Origin of the sequence: Chitinophaga sp. ARDCPP14 (assembly GCF_051362515.1) — a bacterium.
GTDB lineage: Bacteria > Bacteroidota > Bacteroidia > Chitinophagales > Chitinophagaceae > Chitinophaga.
On record NZ_JBKIXB010000002.1, the window covers coordinates 755299 to 774305 of the forward strand.

At 47.3% G+C, this 19007-nt stretch carries 19 protein-coding genes; 8 read left to right on the top strand and 11 right to left on the bottom strand.

Annotated features, from left to right (window positions below):
* Positions 1–8 precede the first annotated feature (8 nt).
* The 8 genes from ccoG to ACLHR0_RS07805 all read right to left on the bottom strand — a co-directional run bounded on the left by ccoG (position 9) and on the right by ACLHR0_RS07805 (position 8742).
* A complete protein-coding gene (gene ccoG / locus ACLHR0_RS07770) occupies positions 9–1436 on the bottom strand; it encodes a cytochrome c oxidase accessory protein CcoG (protein WP_436485705.1) in 1428 nt (475 codons plus the stop codon).
* Complete coding sequence (locus tag ACLHR0_RS07775; RefSeq protein ID WP_436485707.1) at positions 1405–2472, bottom strand: cbb3-type cytochrome c oxidase N-terminal domain-containing protein; 1068 nt, start codon at positions 2470–2472, stop codon at positions 1405–1407. The genes ccoG and ACLHR0_RS07775 overlap by 32 nt, the downstream gene beginning before the upstream one ends.
* Positions 2473–2482: 10 nt before the next feature.
* Positions 2483–2662 carry a CcoQ/FixQ family Cbb3-type cytochrome c oxidase assembly chaperone gene (locus ACLHR0_RS07780; protein WP_370908929.1) on the bottom strand — a complete coding sequence of 60 codons (180 nt, stop codon included), beginning with the start codon at positions 2660–2662 and terminating at the stop codon, positions 2483–2485.
* Between the two features lie 11 nt (positions 2663–2673).
* A complete protein-coding gene (gene ccoN / locus ACLHR0_RS07785; RefSeq protein WP_436485709.1) occupies positions 2674–4818 on the bottom strand; it encodes a cytochrome-c oxidase, cbb3-type subunit I in 2145 nt (714 codons plus the stop codon).
* A 30-nt stretch (positions 4819–4848) separates the two neighbouring features.
* The gene (gene ccoS / locus ACLHR0_RS07790; protein WP_436485711.1) at positions 4849–5007 is read right to left on the bottom strand and encodes a cbb3-type cytochrome oxidase assembly protein CcoS; all 159 of its coding nucleotides are present in this window, start codon (positions 5005–5007) and stop codon (positions 4849–4851) included.
* Between the two features lie 6 nt (positions 5008–5013).
* Positions 5014–5304 carry a cupin domain-containing protein gene (locus ACLHR0_RS07795; protein ID WP_436485713.1) on the bottom strand — a complete coding sequence of 97 codons (291 nt, stop codon included), beginning with the start codon at positions 5302–5304 and terminating at the stop codon, positions 5014–5016.
* Between the two features lie 193 nt (positions 5305–5497).
* Positions 5498–7936 (bottom strand): heavy metal translocating P-type ATPase, encoded by a 2439-nt coding sequence (locus ACLHR0_RS07800; protein WP_436485715.1) that lies wholly within the window; start codon positions 7934–7936, stop codon positions 5498–5500.
* Positions 7937–8031: 95 nt separating this feature from the next.
* Positions 8032–8742 carry a Crp/Fnr family transcriptional regulator gene (locus tag ACLHR0_RS07805; RefSeq protein ID WP_429043284.1) on the bottom strand — a complete coding sequence of 237 codons (711 nt, stop codon included), beginning with the start codon at positions 8740–8742 and terminating at the stop codon, positions 8032–8034.
* A 54-nt stretch (positions 8743–8796) separates the two neighbouring features.
* On the opposite strand from ACLHR0_RS07805, the gene ACLHR0_RS07810 reads away from it, so the two are divergent.
* The 7 genes from ACLHR0_RS07810 to ACLHR0_RS07840 all read left to right on the top strand — a co-directional run bounded on the left by ACLHR0_RS07810 (position 8797) and on the right by ACLHR0_RS07840 (position 14594).
* A complete protein-coding gene (locus ACLHR0_RS07810; RefSeq protein WP_429043287.1) occupies positions 8797–9393 on the top strand; it encodes a pseudouridine synthase in 597 nt (198 codons plus the stop codon).
* Between the two features lie 142 nt (positions 9394–9535).
* On the top strand, positions 9536–10411 hold the full coding sequence (locus ACLHR0_RS07815) for a YicC/YloC family endoribonuclease (RefSeq protein WP_429062211.1): 876 nt from the start codon (positions 9536–9538) through the stop codon (positions 10409–10411).
* A gap of 15 nt (positions 10412–10426) precedes the next feature.
* Positions 10427–10915 carry a gliding motility lipoprotein GldH gene (locus ACLHR0_RS07820; protein ID WP_429043293.1) on the top strand — a complete coding sequence of 163 codons (489 nt, stop codon included), beginning with the start codon at positions 10427–10429 and terminating at the stop codon, positions 10913–10915.
* Positions 10912–11931, top strand: coding sequence for a sensor histidine kinase (locus ACLHR0_RS07825; RefSeq protein WP_370908938.1), 1020 nt, complete (start codon positions 10912–10914; stop codon positions 11929–11931). The genes ACLHR0_RS07820 and ACLHR0_RS07825 overlap by 4 nt, the downstream gene beginning before the upstream one ends.
* A gap of 61 nt (positions 11932–11992) precedes the next feature.
* Positions 11993–12703 (top strand): response regulator transcription factor, encoded by a 711-nt coding sequence (locus tag ACLHR0_RS07830; RefSeq protein ID WP_079471554.1) that lies wholly within the window; start codon positions 11993–11995, stop codon positions 12701–12703.
* A gap of 221 nt (positions 12704–12924) precedes the next feature.
* Complete coding sequence (locus tag ACLHR0_RS07835) at positions 12925–13731, top strand: sensor histidine kinase (protein ID WP_436485719.1); 807 nt, start codon at positions 12925–12927, stop codon at positions 13729–13731.
* A gap of 116 nt (positions 13732–13847) precedes the next feature.
* Positions 13848–14594, top strand: coding sequence for a LytR/AlgR family response regulator transcription factor (locus ACLHR0_RS07840; protein WP_429043301.1), 747 nt, complete (start codon positions 13848–13850; stop codon positions 14592–14594).
* Here ACLHR0_RS07840 and ACLHR0_RS07845 read toward each other — a convergent pair.
* From ACLHR0_RS07845 to ACLHR0_RS07855, 3 genes are all read right to left on the bottom strand, one after another.
* Positions 14589–15371, bottom strand: a complete 783-nt coding sequence (locus ACLHR0_RS07845) for a tetratricopeptide repeat protein (RefSeq protein WP_436485722.1) — start codon at positions 15369–15371, stop codon at positions 14589–14591. The genes ACLHR0_RS07840 and ACLHR0_RS07845 overlap by 6 nt on opposite strands.
* Positions 15372–15390: 19 nt before the next feature.
* On the bottom strand, positions 15391–17334 hold the full coding sequence (locus ACLHR0_RS07850) for a BatD family protein (protein WP_436485724.1): 1944 nt from the start codon (positions 17332–17334) through the stop codon (positions 15391–15393).
* A 147-nt stretch (positions 17335–17481) separates the two neighbouring features.
* Positions 17482–18183 carry an SDR family oxidoreductase gene (locus ACLHR0_RS07855; protein ID WP_429043307.1) on the bottom strand — a complete coding sequence of 234 codons (702 nt, stop codon included), beginning with the start codon at positions 18181–18183 and terminating at the stop codon, positions 17482–17484.
* A gap of 95 nt (positions 18184–18278) precedes the next feature.
* Here ACLHR0_RS07855 and ACLHR0_RS07860 point away from each other — a divergent pair, with 95 nt between their 5' ends.
* Positions 18279–18974 carry a YjjG family noncanonical pyrimidine nucleotidase gene (locus ACLHR0_RS07860; protein ID WP_429043310.1) on the top strand — a complete coding sequence of 232 codons (696 nt, stop codon included), beginning with the start codon at positions 18279–18281 and terminating at the stop codon, positions 18972–18974.
* Positions 18975–19007: the final 33 nt, after the last annotated feature.

Sequence of the window (19007 nt, forward strand, 5' to 3'; positions counted from 1 at the left end):
TGTCTTGTTTATTGTACCGGTCCTAAAAACGTGGTGCGTAAACGGGTAATCCTTTTGTTGTGTTCATACAGCCCGATGTATAAAGTTGACTTACGCTGATGCACGGAAGCTTTGGGCAATACAATAAAGAAAGTACCCTCCCCCTGCCCTTCGGCCTTTATATGAATCACGGCATTGCCTATCATGGACACCACGCCGTTTTCGTTTTCCAGTTTCAACCCGAGCGGAATATCCCGGCCGGTTTTATTGAGGAGTTTAATACGGTACAGGTTCGACAAGCTATCAGTGCCTCTTTCCTGGTACAACATACCTGCTGTGCGCATAATAGTGCCGCTTACCGGTTTCCGGCTGCCCAGCATAAAGCTGATAGCAGTAAGCAATACCACCAACACCCCGGAGTATACTTTGAGCCGCGGCGTAAACCGCAGCTTTTGTTTGCTGGCGATGCCGTTTTCGGAAGCATACCGGATCAGTCCTTTCGGCCGGCCGGTTTGTTCCATCATGAAATCGCATGCATCAATACAGGCGGTGCAGTTCACACACTCCAGCTGGGTGCCGTTCCGTATATCTATTCCCGTAGGGCAAACCTTCACGCACTGCATACAGTCGATGCAATCGCCGTGTGCCCTGGAATCGTCTTTACGGAACTTTCCACGGGGCTCTCCCCTTTCGTAATCGTACGCCACCAAAATGGAGTTCCTGTCCAGCAATACCCCCTGCAAACGGCCATACGGACATACAATCGTGCAGATCTGCTCCCTCATAAAGGCAAATACGCCATAGAACACGCCTGAGAACACGATGATGGCGATAAAGCCGCCGGTGTGTGCAGATAACGGCTCGGTGATGATCTTACCCAGCGCTTTAGCCCCGATGACATAGGCGAGGAATATATTGGCAATGAGAAATGACAGGGCATAGAAGGCAATGTGCTTCCCTGTTTTCCGCATGATTTTATTGGTATTCCATGGCGACTGCTGCAGCATTTTTTGCGCAGCGGCATCTCCCTCTATCCAGTATTCCAGGCGGCGGAATAACAGCTCCATAAAAATGGTTTGTGGGCACATCCACCCGCAGAAGAGCCTTCCAAAGGCCATCGTAAATACCACAATAAAAAGAATGAATGCCAGCATAGCCAGCCCGAAAATGAAGAAGTCCTGCGGCCAGAAGATGGCGCCAAAAAGGATAAACTTTCCCTCCACCACATTCAGCATAAATAAAGGCCTGCCATTTATGGAAATAAACGGCAGGCTGAAGAAAACACTAAAATACAGGAGACTCACCCAACTGCGGATATTATACCAGCGGCCTTTTGGCTGCTTTGCGTATATCCAGTTGCGTTTGCCTTGCCCGTCAACGGTAGCTATTGTATCTCTGAAGGTGCTGTTAGCCATAACTGCTGCTTTATTCTTTCTGCCCCTGTGGTTCTTTGGCATTCGGCGGATTAGTGCCGCGTAACGTTTTGATATAGCAGGCTACCTGCGCCAGTTGCTTGGGCGAAAAATCTTCCTGCCAGGATTTCATTCCTTTATCGGCCACGCCGTATTTTATTGTTTTAAAGACTTCATTGAGTTTGCCGCCATGCAGCCAGTAGTCGTCGGTGAGATTAGGCCCTACTACACCCTGTCCCTGCGGGCCATGACAAGGCGCGCAGTTGGAAACGAACATCTTTTGCCCGGCAGCGATATCAGCCGGATCGGTGAGCATGACTACATTGTTTTCATCGATGTTATTGGCGGCTTTTTTCAGGTATTCCTGTTTGGCAACAGCCGCTTTTTCTTCTTCTGCCGCCAGCTCTTCCAGCTGGCTGGGCGCCGAGTGAGTAACTTCCGTACGCCAGAAGTATACGATGCCAAAGCAAACGGTGAATACAAATCCCCATTTCCACCAGGGAGGTGTAGGGTTATTGAGTTCATGGATGCCATCAAAATCATGGCCCATGTCTTCCTCTGCTTCTGCCACCGCATCCACGGTCCGTGTTTTATTGATTTTTTCCAGCCATGATACCCGGGGTTTACCAGGCGCCACTGCTTTCGCGGGTGTACGTTTTCTTTTGATGCCCACCAGGTAGCGCAACAGGAATAAAAGACTGATGATCACCGCCAGTTCCAGTATAATAACCGATATCAGCAGGTAGAAAGAAGTTTGCGACAGCCTCGTAAAATAAGGACTGGCAGCAGTAGTGGCCGTTTGTGCAAAAGCGTTGCTGCTCAGGAGTGACAGCATAACAACACCACCAGTTATTAAAGCTTTACCGGCATCTTTCTTCATCTTTTCCCTGAAAATATCCATAGCGCCCAGCACCGCATTAGCCAGGATGCCGATAGCCAGTAATAGTCCTCCTGCTACCACCAGTAATACCAGGGCTACCGGGTCAGATAATTCTGAAGGGGTCCCCGCTCCGCCATCTGCAAAGGCAGGGATACTGCATAATAAACCGCCAGTGAGTAGCTGTATAAACTGTTTATTCATTGTTTTTCTTTTATTGGGCATTTGTGTCGTCATTATCTAAAGGAATACGGCTGATATGATCCACCATTTTCTTATCGGCTTTAAAAGCCCATAGCGAGGCCGCCACAAAAAAAGTGGTAAACAACAGCAGCGATGCCATCGGGTAAATACTGATACCGGCTATAGATCCCAGGTAATTAATGAACTTCATGACGTTGCGGTTTAGAATTCAGCGTTATTGGCTACCGGTGCAGGTTTTGGGGTCGACTTAATATCTTTCCCCATCCTTTGCAGGTAGGCTATTAATGCAATAATTTCACGGTCTGCTTTAATGGGCAGCTTATCCTTTTGCAGGGATGCGGCAATGCCCTGTGCCTGTTTCTCCAGGTCGGCAATAGCCTGTTGTTCGTAGCCGGCTGCATAAGGCACCCCCAGTTTCCGCATCACGTTGATCATGGCAGGCGTTTTACTTTTATCCACTCTTTCTTCAAAGAGCCAGGGATAAGCCGGCATAATAGAACCCGGCGACATGGACGTAGGATCGAGCATGTGATTAAAGTGCCAGGAGTCCGGATACTTGCCACCAATACGCGCCAGATCGGGACCGGTACGCTTGGACCCCCATTGGAACGGATGGTCGTATACAAATTCGCCGGCTTTGGAGTATTCGCCATAGCGGGCCACTTCATCCCGGAAAGGACGGATCATCTGTGAGTGGCAGTTGTAGCAACCTTCTCTCAGGTAAATATCGCGACCGTGTAATTCCAGCGGTGTATATGGTTTTACGCTGCTGATAGTAGGAATATTGCTGCGGATCAGGAAGGTGGGCATCATTTCCAGCAGGCCGCCAACGGCTACCACTACCAAACTGAATACCACCAGTTGTATAGGGCGGCGTTCTATCCAGTTGTGCCAGTGCGCTTTACCATGTGTAACAATCTCTTTGGGTAATGCAGGTGCTTCCGCTGCTTCGTTGGCAATAAATGCACCTTTGCGGATTGTTCTGGTAAGGTTTACAATCATCAGTATCAGGCCGCTGATATACAACATGCCACCCACTGCGCGCAGCGCATACATCGGAACAATGGTGGTAACTGTTTCCATGAACTGGTACTTCAGTTGTCCTTCTTCGGTAAACTGTTTCCACATCATACTCTGCGTAAAGGCCGCCCAGTAAAGCGGGATTACATAAAAGATAATGCCCAGTGTACCGATCCAGAAATGCGTATTGGCCCATTTGCGGGAGAAAAGCTGCGTACCAAAAATGCGCGGGATCATCCAGTAAAGGATACCAAAAGTAAGGAACCCATTCCAGCCCAATGCGCCAACGTGAACGTGTGCAATGGTCCAGTCGGTGTAATGACTGATGGCATTCACATTTTTCAGTGACAGCATCGGTCCTTCAAAAGTGGCCATACCGTAACAGGTAAGCGCTACCACAAAAAATTTAAGGATAGCATCCTCCCTCACCCGGTCCCAGGCGCCGCGTAGGGTCAGCAGGCCGTTGAGCATACCACCCCAGGATGGAGCGATCAGCATAATGCTGAAAGCCGTTCCCAACGATTGGGCCCATTCGGGCAAAGCGGTGTACAGCAGGTGATGCGGGCCGGCCCAGATATAAATAAATATCAGCGACCAGAAGTGGATGATGGACCAGCGATACGAATACACCGGCCTGTTGGCGGCCTTAGGTACAAAATAGTACATCAGCCCCAGGTAAGGCGTGGTGAGAAAAAACGCCACCGCATTATGTCCGTACCACCACTGTACCAGCGCATCCTGTACACCCGCATACCAGCTGTAACTCTTGAACAGGGATAAAGGGAATTCAAAAGAGTTAATAATATGTAGCATGGCAATAGCTACCCAGGTGCCGATATAGAACCAGATAGCTACGTATAAATGTGATTCGCGCCTGCGCAGGATAGTACCCAGCATGTTGGCGCCAAACACTACCCAGATAAGGGTGATGGCAATATCAAATGGCCATTCCAGCTCTGCATATTCTTTGCCGGTAGTGTAGCCCAGGAACAGGGTAAGGGCGCCGCCGGCGATGATGGCCTGCCAGCCCCAGAAATGTATTTTACTCAGCAGATCACTGAACATGCGGGCTTTACAAAGCCGTTGCAGGGAATAATATACTCCCATGAAAATACCATTGCCCACAAATGCAAAGATGACGGCATTGGTATGTACGGGTCTTAACCTGCCAAAAGTAATGGGGGCAAATCCCATGTTAAGGCCGGGGATCACCAGCTCCAGCGCTGCCCATAAACCGGCCAGCATGCCTATCAGCCCCCAGAACATACAAGCGTAGGCAAACCATTTCACCGTGCGGTTGTCGTAATAAAATTTTTCGAGTGACATAGTGGTATTTAAAGGTGTTGATAAATGCGTTTATTCGTTAACGTTATCGGGCTTATCCTCGAAGAGGATGCGGTGCGCCGGTGAAAAATCATCTTCAAACTGCCCGTTTTTTACTGACCAGATAAATGCTGCCAGGAATCCTATGGCTACCAGTAAACTAACACCGAGTAAAATGATGATAACGCTCATGGCTATTTATTTAATGAGAATAAACCTGGCTGTTTCCAACGCCTGCAGGGCATGTATTTCGTTGGCGCCAAAGGAAAAAACATCGCCGGATTCCAGGATGGTTATTTCTTCGTTGAGCATAAATGCGATCCTCCCTTCCAGTATAAGGATCATGGCATGGGCCGGCGATGTATGCGGCGGAATCTGGTGCCCCTGCTGCATAATGAGCAGGGTGGCATCAAAGCGTTTTGTTTTCAGGATACCACAACTCTTCACTTTTTCATTTCCCGCTATCTGCATTACGTTCATTCCTTTCATGGATGGTGTATTGTGATGTAATACCATACTTCTTTTCCGGCATGCCTCACCCGTTGCGTGTAAACAGCCTTTTCAGCGGCTGTTTACACGCCCATTTCATCCGGGCTTATCTGAGGTTGGGCTTAGATTTACTGTGTATGTTTCATGTGATAGCAAAGGTAACAGCACTGCACCTTTACTACTATGACTTTACTCAATCAGGAATATGACTTTTATCATTCATTTGCTGTAGTGCATTGCTGTAAAGCTTTTTGCCCTGCCATTCGCTGCAACCGAAAGTGATCAGGATAATGCTGATAGAACTGGCTGGCATCAGGACAGCGGCTACCAGCGGCGATAAAATTCCCTGCACCGCAAAGTATAAACCGGTGATGTTATAGAGGAGTGACAATACAAAACTAAAGAGGATAATACGCTTGTTGGCTTTGCATAAGCGGATGAAAGAAAACAGCAAAGGCAGTTGATCCGCATGCAGTATACCATCGCTGGCAGGCGTAAAGTTGTTGCTGTCTTCTGTTAATGAAATACCAATATCACTTTGTTTCAGCGCACCGGCATCATTTAATCCATCACCAATCATCATTACCTTTTCGTTTTTCTTTTGCAGGGAGATGATATAAGCGAGTTTATCTGCCGGTTGTTGCTCAAAAAGAAGGGTGGCATCGTTGCCCATCAACCGACCTAATTGTGGGAGCGTATGATTATTATCTCCTGATAGTACAGATAATGGGTAAGAAGTTTGCAGCTGCTGCATCAGTTGCCGTAAACCGTTCCGGTAGCTGCTGCGGATAGTAAATAATCCGTACAGTTTTTCGTTGATGGATACGTACACCACGCTTCCTTCCTGCTCACTTTTGTGGTGTGCGCCCGTGAAGCCTGCATTGCCCAGCCGGATAAAAAATCCATCTACCCATCCGCATACACCTTTGCCTGTAAAGTGCTGAAAGTCGTGGATATGCCGCGATGCGGGATCCCCGCAATACTGAACAATGGCCCGGCTTAAAGGATGGGTGGACTGCGCTGCAAGGGTAGCTATCATCACTTCCTGTATAGGTGTAAGCGCATTGCCGTAATAGATAACCGAGCTGCCTGTTTTGCCGGTGAGCGTACCGGTTTTGTCGAATACAATATGTGTGGCGTTGGCCATGTTTTCAATGGCTTGTGCATTACGCAGGTAAAACCGGTGCCGGCTGAGGATTCTTAAAATATGTCCGTTGGTAAATGAAGATGCCAGCAGCAGGGCACAGGGGCAGGCAATGATCAGGATGGCGGTAACAGCAGGCCATATACGCGCAGGTTCATTCACCCACCAGTAAGCGGCAGTAGCAGCTGCAATCAACAACACCGCCCACGTAAAATAGCGGCTCAGCAGGTGAACAAAAGACACCTGTTTTTCCGCTTTATTTTTCAGTTCATCACGGTTCCATAAGCTGGTCAGGTAACTCTGCGCTACCTCTTTAATGGTAAGTATTTCGAGGTTACCATTAAGCTGTCTGCCGCCGGCATAAATAATTTCCCCGATCGATTTGCTGACCGGCACCGATTCTCCGGTTACAAAGCTGTAATCTATCAGGGCTTTTCCTCTTACAATAATGCCATCTGCCGGTACCAGTTCATTGTTGTGAATACGGATGGTATCGCCGGTTTTCAGCTCAGGAAGCGTGGTAGGAATTTCTTTATCTTCCCTTATAACGCTTACGGCTATAGGAAAATAGGCAGTATAATCCCGGTCAAACGAAAGCCCCTGGTAAGTTTTATCCTGTAATATTCTTCCTATCAGCATAAAAAATACGATGCCTGTCATGGAATCAAAATACCCCGGCTGACCGTTAATTACTTCCACAAAGCTGCGTATAAAAGTAACGAAGATGGCAAGCACAATAGGTACGTCTATATTAAGGAATCCATGCTTTAACCCGTTCCAGGCCGGCTTATAAAATGCCTGTGCGCTGTAAAGTAATACCGGCAATGCCAGTATCAGGTTCATATACCGGAACAGGCGGTTAAATATTTCATCAAGACCACCGGCGCTGGCAAAATAATCGGGAAAACTCAGCAACATGATATTGCCGAAGCAAAAGCCCGCCACGCCCAGCTGGTATACCAGCTGCCGGTTAACCGCAGGTTTTTTGCGTTGCAGATCCTGCAGGCTGATGTACGGTTCATACCCGATGGCGGTTAATATTTCTGCCACCCTTCTTAAAGAGGTGCCGGTATGTGAGTAGATGATCAATACCTCTTTCTTACTAAAATTAACGGTGACCCGCTGTACCCCTTTCTCCAGCCGGTGCAGGTTTTCAAGCAGCCATAAACAGGAACTGCAATGGATTTGCGGGATATAAAAGGAAACATGCGTGTGGGTATCATCCCTGAATAGATAGAGTTGTTGCGCTATTTTTTCGTCATCGAGGAAAGCAAACTTATCGCTTCGCACGGCTACCCGCTGACTGATACCAGGTTTGCTGTTAAGATGGTAGTATTCACAAAGGTCGTATTGGTTCAGTATTTCGTATACCGTTTTGCATCCCATACAGCAGAATACTTTCTCCTGCAGGGTGATATCGTTGTCAGTACAGTTTTCCCCGCAGTGATAGCAGGTGGTATTGGTTTGAACATGCGAAGAAACGGCCATCAGTCAATAGTTGTGTTATTGCAAAAGTACCGGTCGCGGCAGAAGGGCGCAATGATATGCGTCAAGCGGGAATATGATATTTGTCAGGATTGGGGCTACTCCTGCAGGTTTGCAGTTCTGATAATTTCGGCCAGGTCAAGCAGGCGGATCTTTTTGCCTTCCAGTTCTATCATGCCATCTTTTTTGAATTCAGAAAGCAGCCTGATAGCGGATTCTGTGGCTGTGCCTACGAGGTTGGCAATTTCTTCACGGGAGAGGCGTACGCTGAGGGTGTGGCCATCTGCTTCCAGTCCGTAAGTTTCCTTGATAAAAAGCAGGGTTTCTGCGAGGCGTTCCCGTACCGGCTTTTGTGCCAGGTGGGTTATTTTCAATTCGGCTTTGCGCAGTTCGCTCGATAAGATGCGCATCATTTCAAATGACAGGGATGCATCTTTCTGCAGAATATTGAGAAACAGGTCTTTAGGTATAAAGCAGATAGAAGAATCTTCGAGGGCTGTGGCGGTAGCAGTGTACCTTTCGTTGCTCAGCAGGGCTTTGTAGCCCATGATATCGCCGTCTTTGACCAGGCGTATAATCTGTTCCCGGCCGTCATCACCACTGTGCGAGAGCTTTATTTTACCGTCGTTTACGCAGTACACACCGAAGGGATAGGCTCCTTCATGGAAGATAACCTGTCCTTTCCTGTATACGGAGCATACTTTGGCTTCTGCAATCTGATCGAGATTGCATTGTTCCGCCTTGCAGAATATTGATGAGAAGCGATCCTTGCAATGATGACATGAAGGATTGTGGAACGATGTAGCCATAATCAATTTGCAAAAGTACTAATTTACGGCTCCTTAACCAAAGCAAAAGCATTCGTGTCTCTTTATTATTATATTATATATAAACCATATGAAGTGTTAACCCGGTTTACACCGGAAGGTAACAAGGCCTGCCTGGCGGATTATTTTAAGGTTCCTTCGGATGTATATCCCGTAGGGCGCCTGGATTACGACAGCGAAGGGCTGCTGATCCTTACAAATGATAAGACATTGAACCAGCAACTGCTATTGCCGCAGCATGCCCATGAACGGGAGTACTGGGTGCAGGTGGATGGCGCCGTAACTGCGGAGGCGGTGGAGCAGTTGGCGGCAGGGGTGCAGATCAATGTAGATGGTAAGATGTACCGCACCAAACGGTGCCGGGCAGAAATATTTGAGGAAGAACCGTTGTTGCCGCCACGGAACCCGCCCATCCGTTTCCGTAAAAGTATTCCCGCACCATGGATCAGGATGGTGCTGCAGGAAGGCAAAAACAGGCAGGTGCGACGGATGACTGCCGCGGTGGGCTTTCCTACGTTGAGGCTTGTCCGTTACCGCATGGAAGATATCACCATTGCAGGCATGCAATCAGGAGAGATGGTGGAGATGAGCAAAGAAGAGATCTACAGGAAGTTAAAGCTAAGGGCAAAGTAGTGATGGCGGCTCTCAGCGCACTATTAGCATAGTCGCGTCTCTGAGGTGGGGCTGCAGCTCCCGTCCTCCTGCACCCGCTTTTTGCTTTAAGCTTTATGCTTTCAGCTTTTTTAACTAGGTTTGTCACCTACAAATTTCTATTATGCTGAAATCAATGACCGGCTTCGGAAGGGCAGAAAGCGCAAGAGGCGAAACTAGTATCGTAGTGGAGATCAAATCGCTGAATGGAAAGCAGTTTGAGGTGAATCTGAAGTTTTCTCCTTTGTTAAGACCCTATGAATTTGACATCCGTACCCTAATGCAGCAAACGTTGCAGCGCGGCACCCTTGATGCAACAATCAATATCCGCCAGAATGGCGCCACCCGCCCGGTTGTGATCAATACAGACCTTGCAAAATATTATTACCAGTCTATCACCATGCTGGCCAACCAGCTGGAACTCCCCCAGGGAGATATGCTCAACGTGCTGATGAAATTACCGGAAGTGGTAAGTCCGGCTTCAGAGCAAATGACCGAAGAAGAATGGAAAGATGTGGAAGATACACTGCGTGAAGCCCTGATCGACCTGGATACACATCGCCAGGATGAAGGCCTCATGCTGGAAGCCGATCTGAAGTTACGCATAGAAAACATCGATAGCTATATGCAGAAGGTCCGCGAACTGGACCCGCTCCGTAAAGACCGTATCCGTCAGCGCCTCGAAGGATTGCTGGCCGAGCATGTAGGAAAAGAAAATGTGGATGGCAACCGCCTGGAACAGGAACTGATCTTCTATCTGGAAAAACTGGATATCTCTGAAGAACTCTCCCGCCTGGAAAACCACCTCCGTTATTTCACGGAAATACTGAAAGACAGTGACTCTGCCAAAGGCAAGAAACTGGGGTTTGTGTTACAGGAAATAGGCCGTGAAATCAACACTACCGGTTCCAAAGCCAATGATGCCGGTATACAGCAATGGGTGGTGCTGATGAAAGATGAACTGGAAAAAGCCAAAGAACAAGTATTAAACGTTTTATAGTAAGGCGAATACCGTATGAACAAACTTTTCCTGGCCACAGCAGGCTTGTTACTTTTGGCTGCCGCCTGCATGCCGCCTAAAATGGACACTTACGAGAAAAACCTGGAGATCCCCAGGCATGAGTGGGCATATGATTATAAACCGTCTTTTGAAGTAAAAATACAACCGGAAGATACTGCGTACCTTTACAATATCTGCGTGAACGTGAGGCATACGGATGCTTATCCGTACAGTAATATCTGGTTATTGGTAGGTACACAGTATCCCGGTGACAGTACCATAAAGGAACAACGGGTGGAACTGCCGCTCGCAGATGTAACAGGCAAATGGTCCGGTACCGGACTGGATGATATTTATGAACACCGTATCTTCATTCAGCAACGGGCTGTTTTTAATAAACCAGGGACCTATAAGTTTACCTTTGAACAAAATATGCGGCAAAATCCGCTCCCCCATGTAATGAATGTTGGCTTGCGGATTGAGAAAGCCGGCACAAGGCCATGATGAAAAGAATTTCCAATAAAATGCAGGAAGGGAAATCCGTTTCCTTCGTTTATTTTTTAGTAATGGCGTACACAATTGCCGCACTGGTTTGGTGGGGCATTTTGCTGTTCAGGCAAAGTGAACAGATCCGCCGCTTTGAACAACAAAATCTTTCTTTGCGGGTAGACAGCCTCGCACAACCGGTAGAACATCAGCTGCAACTGGAGCGGATCAACAAAGAAGAGCGTATGCGCTCTTTTAAATACCTGGGCGAAGGCCTCATCTTTTTAGGGATCATTTTACTCGGCGCACTCTTTGTATACCGGGCTGTATGGAAATATATGAAGCTCAGCAGGCAGCAACAGAATTTTATGATGGCGGTAACACATGAACTGAAATCACCCATCGCTGCCGCCAAACTGAATCTCGAAACCATCCGTAAACATAAACTCGACGAAGAAAAACAACTGAAGCTGATCAATAATACGATCCGTGAAACCAACCGCCTCGACCAGCTGTGCAACAACATCCTGCTGGCGGCGCAACTGGAAACACATAAATACGAGGTGTTTAAAGAACCGCTGGATTTTTCAGCCCTGATAGAAAACAGTATCAAAGACCTCGATGGCCGCATTGGTACCCATCAGATCATCGCGGATATTTTACCGGACGTATGGATGGACGGCGATAAGCTGACTTTACAAATTGTACTAAGCAACCTGGTGGAGAATGCCGCGAAATATGCCCCGAAAAATACCACCATCTCTGTAAAACTATTTGAAAGTAACCAGCAACTGAAATTACAGGTGATCGACGAAGGCCCGGGCATCCCGGAAGAAGAGAAAAGCAGGATCTTCCTGAAATTTTACCGTGTGGGTAACGAAAATACCCGCAAGGCTAAAGGCTCCGGACTGGGCCTGTTCCTGACCGCTAAAATCGTGGAACAGCACCACGGACGCATTGAAGTAAAAGACAATGTACCTGCCGGCAGCTGCTTTGAAATATCATGGCCTGAATATTCCGTTCAAACGGCGTAAATTAGATGACGGATTGATGAATACCGGAATCCGGATTCGATGTAAAATCAAACAATAACACATGAAGGAAGCGACAAAGGCATCAATACTGCTGGTGGAGGATGAAGAAAATCTCCAGGAAGCCCTGAAGCTGAACCTGGAGCTGGAAGGTTACGAGGTCACCGCAGTGGACAACGGCACTGCTGCTCTCAAAGCAGTAAAAAACGAATATTTCGATCTCATTATACTGGACATTATGCTGCCTGAAATGGATGGTATCGCGGTATGCGAAAACATCCGTATTCAAAATAATGAAATCCCCATCCTTTTCCTGAGCGCCAAAAACAGCAGCGCCGATCGCGTGCTGGGCCTCAAAAAAGGCGGCGATGACTATATGACTAAGCCCTTTAACCTGGAAGAGCTCCTGTTAAGGGTGGAAAAGCTCATCGTAAAAAATAAAAAGATCCAGGACAAAGACAGCGTACCCAACGTATACCGCTTTGGCGATAACGTAATCGACTTTGCCGCGCAGGAATGCGTTGGTAAAGATGGAAAACACTACGAACTGAGTAAGAAAGAAGCCATGCTGCTGAAACTGCTCATCGAAAATAAGGGCGAAGTAGTTACCCGCGAAAAAATCCTCCAGGTGGTTTGGGGTTATAACGTATATCCTACTACCAGGACCATCGACAACTTTATCCTCAATTTCCGTAAGTATTTTGAAGAAGATAGCCGGAATTCCCGCTATTTCCACTCCGTAAGAGGAGTGGGCTATAAGTTTACGGAAGCCTAAATACCAGCCGTTTGGCAAATGCAGCAGTAGATAAGTATAACCATCTTTGCTGTATTTGCTAAAGGCTAAATACCTGTAGCAAACAGCCACTTTTCACCTCATTCTCCCCAGTTTCCTTTAAAATCCGACCTCGTAGTAAATCCCACTTTATAGTGGAGATTAATTAGCCGATATTTATTGAGCTTATAAGCGTAGAGAAGTACTTCCTATAAACCTAGTTAGTGACACATTATACCGATATCGTCTTTGCTGCGGAGTGGCCCTTCTGGCTGTTTTTTTTGTTAAGTCTCGTTACCCTAATAGTATTTTTTACCCTGCGGGAAAGAAGAATCAGGAGAGCCTCAGCGAAAGAAATCACCAAGAACCATGCGTTGATTAACCTGGAGCTACATGCTTTCCAGGCGCAGATGGACCCTCATTTTATTTTTAATAGCCTCAATGCTATTCACCACTACATCCTTACCACCAGTACGGACATGGCCTCCCTTTATCTCACCCGCTTTTCGCGCCTCATGCGCCTCATGATCGGTAATTTCAATAAAGAATGGATTTCCCTGCAGGATGAACTGGATGCCCTGGAACTGTATATACAGCTGGAACAGTTGCGCTTTGATGAACAGTTCGATTACCAGCTCATCGTAATGCCGGAAGTAAACCGGCAGTTTACCCTCATCCCTCCCCTGATCATCCAACCCTATGTGCAATATGCCATCTGGCACAGGATCCTGCTGCGCCCCGAAAAATCAGGCGGACTGCTCCGGATCACCATCTCCAAAGAAAATGACCGGCTCCAGATCCAGCTGGAAGATAATGGGATACTGATCACTGAAATGCTCGACAGCACCGGCGAACGGCAGGCCTCCGGCATCGATATCGCTTCGGAACGGCTGTACATGATGAGCGAAAAATATCACATGCAGGCCAGCATCAAATCCCTGCAGATGTATGACGAAGAGCGTGAACCCTCCGGTAACCGCCTTATTATCAGCATGCAACATGTTGCCGCCCGGCAGTCCCTAGCCGGATAGCCTGAATTGGAAATGTCCGGCAAATTGCTTAATTTCTACATGGATTAATAGAATCAATGACCATATACTTTCCACAACAGTAAATCTGAAACCACCTTTCATTAATCTGATCTCAAATGCGTACCATTATCGTGGACGACGAGAAGCATAGTCGGGATGCGCTGCACATGATGCTGGAGAGGTATTGCCCGCAAGTTTCTGTACAAGCCGTTTGCAGCAGTGGTCCTGAAGCCCTGACTGCCATTCATGAACTACATCCCGAACTGGTATTCCTGGATATCGAAATGCCGGGAATGGATGGTTTTCAGGTGCTGGAAGCCAGTGAATATCACTCCTTTGCCGTTATTTTCATCACTGCCTATGATCAGTATGCCCTGCAGGCTATTCATCACAGCGCGTTAGATTATCTTCTCAAACCCATCGATAGCCAGGAATTAAAAGACGCAGTGGAAAAAGCCAGCACCCAATCCACCGTTATTACCGCCGGAAAAGTAGAAGACCTTCTCCGCTTTCTGCAACAGCACCTCAACCAGGACGAACGGCTGGCATTGCCCACGTCAGACGGACTGCGCATGGTAGTTGCAAAGAACATTATTTATTGCAAAGGTGCGGGCATGCAAACCCGGTTGCATTTACAGGAGCCGGAAAAGCCCGTAATGGTATGCCGCACGCTCGTGGAAATGGAGCAATGGCTCGCAGATAAAGGATTTTTCCGCGTACACAGCAGCTTCCTTATCAACCTGTCTTTTATGGAGAAATATATTAAAGGAGATGGCGGGGAGATCATTATGTCCGATGGCTACAGCGTTCCGCTGGCACGGGACAAGAAACAGGACTTCCTGCAAAGGATCGAAAGACTATAACCGCCTGATATAGTTACAACTGATCCAGCCGTTTTTCCCATCGGCCAGTTCAATCTTACAGAAGTCGCGTGTGGCATCGGTGATACGCACTTTCATGCCCTCTCCCACTTCAAAGGCATCCTTGCTGTTTTCATCAGGCGACGTTTTGGCCCTGATGTTACCGTTCATTACAACACCCGCTTCATGGTTGTTGGACCACAGGTAAGTATCTACAGACATGATCAGGTATAAGGCACACAATACTCCCAACACATAAGTGCCCCAGCGCAAAAATTTATTTCTCCATCCGGGGATATATACATTGAGCATAATGGTGGCAATAAACAACCAGAAAAAGAGGATAGTGCCTGTAGCCCAGCCGTTGGCTTTATGAAGATGTTGCAATTGTAACCACCACTGCTGGAAAAATACCATCGGCAGCTCTTCCACAAAACCATTTACTTTCTGATTGGCAATAGCGAGGTTATGTTTCACCGCAGCGTCATTGGGCGACAACTGCAATGCTTTCTCATAGTTATAAACAGCCTGCCCGGTTTTACCTGCTTTGTACCAGGCATTGCCGGCATTAAAGTAAAGTGCCTTCTGCGTATGACCTTCATCCAGCAACTGCTGGTAAAGCCTGGCAGCTTCTGTAAACTTGCTCTGGTTAAAGAGTTTGTTCGCTTCTTCAAACCGTTGTTGCTGATTCTGTGGCGGCGTTTGTGCGCGGCTTCCGGTGAAAGAGAGCAGGCATATAACAGCCAATAATACCGGTTTCATTTTTCTGTAGTTCAGCATTTCGCCTTTCGTTAAGTAGTTAGTTCTTCAACGCATCTTCCAGGTTGGTGATAATGCTCACCGCCTGTTCATATGTACCCTGCATTTTACGGTTATCCTGTCCGGGTGCATATAAAGCCACTTCGCAATTATCGATCAGGTTAAACAGGTCGTGCGTATTGCTGCCGTTGATATGACGGGCGCTCAGCTTATCCTGTATCAGTTGTTTACTCAGATCGGCCATTGGTATTTTCAGTTTGGAACTGAGATAACCCCAAACGGCGCGGGAAGTTTCTTCATAAAATGCCTTGTCCTTGCCTTCTTTCAGATAACGGGCAGCCAGTTCCAATCGTTTCAGGGCTACCTTATTGGCGTAGCGGTGTTTCAGCACTGCGGCGTTGGTGGTGTTGTAGTCTTTGCGGCGTTTGTAGAAAATAATACCTGCAGCTATCAGCAGCGGCAATAACAACAGGATATAGAACCATGGGCTGAGAATAAACCAGCTGTGATTTTTTGTCCAGTCGAGGATACCGGTTTCATTTTTCACCAGTTCATTTTTACCGGCGCCATAATCCTGTTTATCCTGCTTAATATGTTTGCCCTGTTCGATATGGATATCGAAAGGTTGGGAACGCAATGTTTTATAGCTGTTGGCGGCGGGGTCAAAGTAAGAGAATTCTACTGCCGGTATGGTGTGATCGCCGGCTTCCTGCGGCATCAGCACATATTCAAAAGTACGGCTGCCGGAAAGCGGGTTGCTGTTCTTTTCAATGTCGTCTGTTACTTTTGGATCATATTTTTCAAAGCCGGTAGGCGTTTCCACCTTTGGAGAGTTCAGGAGGTTTACGTTTCCTTGTCCGCTAACGGTTACTTTCAGCGTGAGGGCGTCATCTGTGGTAAGCTTCTTCTTATCCACTACCGCTGTCATGTTAAAGTTACCCACAGCGCCGTTGTAGCTGAGCGGGCGCCCGTCGACCGGAACCGGTTTAACATTGATCTTTATCGGATTGCTTTGGATTTTGTAGGGAACATCCTGGTATTCCACTTCCGGGCGGTTAAAGAAATCATCAAAGAAAGGATCTCTGAATGCGGGATCGTTGAAGAAATCTTCAAAGGGATCCCTGCCCCTGCTGCCACCTTTTTTGCTCACCATTTTTACAAGGCGCACCTGGTTGTCCACTTCTACAGGGTCCAGTTCCAGGGTGCCCGACTGTAGTGGGAAAAGCAATGTTTTGCGGATGGTAAACACTTTATACGGAATGCCGTTAACCCTTTCCTCGGTAGCCTGTGGCGGGTTAGGCAGCTCAATATCCTTGGCAGAAAATCCTTTGAATGCCGGGACTTTAGTTACACTGGAATTGGTTGGAAGGCGTGTAAAAAGTTTATACGTGGCCGTTAGTTGTTCTCCTTCGTATAAATTGGTTTTATCTACTTCTACTTTCAGGAAAATATTTTTCTTCAGCTTTTCATTGATGTCTTCTCCTTTCTTCAAAATACCTTCCTGGATATCTTCGTTACCACCGGGGGAGCCGCGATGCGGCGGGTAGCCGGCAGAAGGAGGTGCGGCCTGCTGCTGTTGTTGCGCATTGCCCTTTCTGACTTCAATTAAAACCGGGTTTGATTTTACGATATTCCCGTTTACACGGGCCTGGGCGCCGGCGATGGTAAAACTGCCCACATGCTTTGGTTGCAGCAGGTAGCTTAGTGCAATGTATTCAGACCGTTTTCCATTGAAAATAGATTGACCCTGCATTTGAGAGGGGCCCTGTAATACTTCAAAATCCTTGAAACTGGGTGGTGTAAAGCTGGAGACGTTTACGCCGTTTTCCAGCATAAACTGGATCTGGAATGGTTCATCCTGCGTCACGGCATTATTGCTCACAGTGGTAGTAAAGCGGAAATCCTGGGCGTGGGCACAAGCTACCAGTCCTATACAAATCAAAATGGCGTAAATACACTTCCTTATGCAAAATCTGTACATCATAATTATGTCAACAAATTTAACCAAAGCCGCGCCGGAAGCGCTGTAAGGCCCCGTTAAAAGTTAGTTAAAACATTTTAATATGTTCTTATTTAGTTATCCGGAGAAAGAACAATTACCATCCACTAAAAAGCCAATATAATAAGATGTTTAAATATCTCCCAACATAGGTCTCAGTACAATTTCCTCTACAACGGTTTGTTTGGCCATTGTCCATGCGGCCCATATTACGCTGGCTATATCTTCGGGGGGCATCATTCTGTCGGGAGGGGCGTCAAAGCCTTCCCAGGAAGCGGTTAAGGTTGGGCCCGGGCTTACCGCCGAAACCCCGATGTAGTGTGCCTTTAGCTCCTCCCTCAGGTTTTTGGTGAAGCCAAGCAGGGCATATTTGGTAATGCTGTAAGCGCCGCCATTGGGGTATGCGCGGTAGCTGGCAGTGGAACACATGTTAAAAATATATCCTTTACGCCGGGTGATCATGGCGGGTAATAATGCCCTGGTAAGATGATAAGCGCTGTATACATTTACCGCCATCATCTTTTCGAGTAACCCTTCTTCTTCCTGGTGAAGGGCGCCAGGTACAAAAATACCGGCATTGTTCACCAGGATATCCACCTGCGGAAATGCCGCATTTATTTTATCTGCAAAAGCCAGTACCTGTGCTTTATCTCCCATATCCACCACCTCCGCCAGCACCGTTACTGCCGGGTTTTTCCGCTGAATATCCGCTTTGGCCAAAGCCAGCGTGTCGGCATGTCTTGCACAAATAGCCACATTAAATCCTTCCAGCGCCAGTTTTTCCGCTATAGCCTTTCCAATCCCCTTGCTGGCGCCCGTAATTACTGCATTCATAGTTTCTTTCATTGATGCAGTAAAATAAGGAATTTACTTTGAATACACCGGCGCCTTCCACCCATCTCTGAGGTATTTTGTACCTTTGCGCCGTCATGAAATACAAACATCTTTTCTTTGACCTGGACCATACCCTCTGGGACTTTGAAACAAATGAACAGGAAACCTTGCTGGAGCTTTATAACAGGCATGGTTTAGAGAGCAGGGGAATACCATCTTTTGAGGCGTTTTCCGTTTCTTATGTGGATCATAACGAGCGCCTGTGGGATCGCTTCCGTAAAGGGTTCATTACCCGCCGGGAATTACGCGACAAGCGCTTCCGCCTTACATTGATCGACTTTAAAATAGGAGATGAAAAACTGACCCAGAAAATCAGCGAAGAATTCCTGGAAATACTGCCATATAAAAAAGCATTATTCCCGGAAGCAAAGGAAACGCTGGAATACCTGGCAGCAAAGGAATACCCTATGCATATGATCACCAACGGTTTCGAGGAAACACAGTTGCTGAAAATGAAGAATGCCGGGATCGACCACTATTTCACGCACATCGTTACATCGGAAGTGGCGGGCAGCTTAAAGCCTTACCGGGAAATTTTTGATTATGCCATCGGCAAAGCCAATACCAGTGCTACAGAAAGTATTATGATCGGAGATGCCATGGAGCTGGATATCAAGGGCGCCCATGGTGTGGGAATGGACCAGGTATATTTTAATCCGGCTAAACCACCGGTTGATTTTCAACCTACCTATGTGATCGGGCACCTTGGGGAGCTGAGAAATATTCTGTAAGAAAGAAGGAGATGTGATAACCACATCTCCTTC

Bases quoted from the DNA above. Each gene is read 5' to 3' on its own strand.
- ccoG (WP_436485705.1), bottom strand. From the start codon at position 1,436: ATGCCAAAGAACCACAGGGGCAGAAAGAATAAAGCAGCAGTTATGGCT.
- ACLHR0_RS07775 (WP_436485707.1), bottom strand. From the start codon at position 2,472: ATGAATAAACAGTTTATACAGCTACTCACTGGCGGTTTATTATGCAGT.
- ACLHR0_RS07780 (WP_370908929.1), bottom strand. From the start codon at position 2,662: ATGAAGTTCATTAATTACCTGGGATCTATAGCCGGTATCAGTATTTAC.
- ccoN (WP_436485709.1), bottom strand. From the start codon at position 4,818: ATGTCACTCGAAAAATTTTATTACGACAACCGCACGGTGAAATGGTTT.
- ccoS (WP_436485711.1), bottom strand. From the start codon at position 5,007: ATGAGCGTTATCATCATTTTACTCGGTGTTAGTTTACTGGTAGCCATA.
- ACLHR0_RS07795 (WP_436485713.1), bottom strand. From the start codon at position 5,304: ATGAAAGGAATGAACGTAATGCAGATAGCGGGAAATGAAAAAGTGAAG.
- ACLHR0_RS07800 (WP_436485715.1), bottom strand. From the start codon at position 7,936: ATGGCCGTTTCTTCGCATGTTCAAACCAATACCACCTGCTATCACTGC.
- ACLHR0_RS07805 (WP_429043284.1), bottom strand. From the start codon at position 8,742: ATGGCTACATCGTTCCACAATCCTTCATGTCATCATTGCAAGGATCGC.
- ACLHR0_RS07815 (WP_429062211.1), top strand. From the start codon at position 9,536: ATGCTGAAATCAATGACCGGCTTCGGAAGGGCAGAAAGCGCAAGAGGC.
- ACLHR0_RS07820 (WP_429043293.1), top strand. From the start codon at position 10,427: ATGAACAAACTTTTCCTGGCCACAGCAGGCTTGTTACTTTTGGCTGCC.
- ACLHR0_RS07825 (WP_370908938.1), top strand. From the start codon at position 10,912: ATGATGAAAAGAATTTCCAATAAAATGCAGGAAGGGAAATCCGTTTCC.
- ACLHR0_RS07830 (WP_079471554.1), top strand. From the start codon at position 11,993: ATGAAGGAAGCGACAAAGGCATCAATACTGCTGGTGGAGGATGAAGAA.
- ACLHR0_RS07840 (WP_429043301.1), top strand. From the start codon at position 13,848: ATGCGTACCATTATCGTGGACGACGAGAAGCATAGTCGGGATGCGCTG.
- ACLHR0_RS07845 (WP_436485722.1), bottom strand. From the start codon at position 15,371: ATGCTGAACTACAGAAAAATGAAACCGGTATTATTGGCTGTTATATGC.
- ACLHR0_RS07850 (WP_436485724.1), bottom strand. From the start codon at position 17,334: ATGATGTACAGATTTTGCATAAGGAAGTGTATTTACGCCATTTTGATT.
- ACLHR0_RS07855 (WP_429043307.1), bottom strand. From the start codon at position 18,183: ATGAATGCAGTAATTACGGGCGCCAGCAAGGGGATTGGAAAGGCTATA.
- ACLHR0_RS07860 (WP_429043310.1), top strand. From the start codon at position 18,279: ATGAAATACAAACATCTTTTCTTTGACCTGGACCATACCCTCTGGGAC.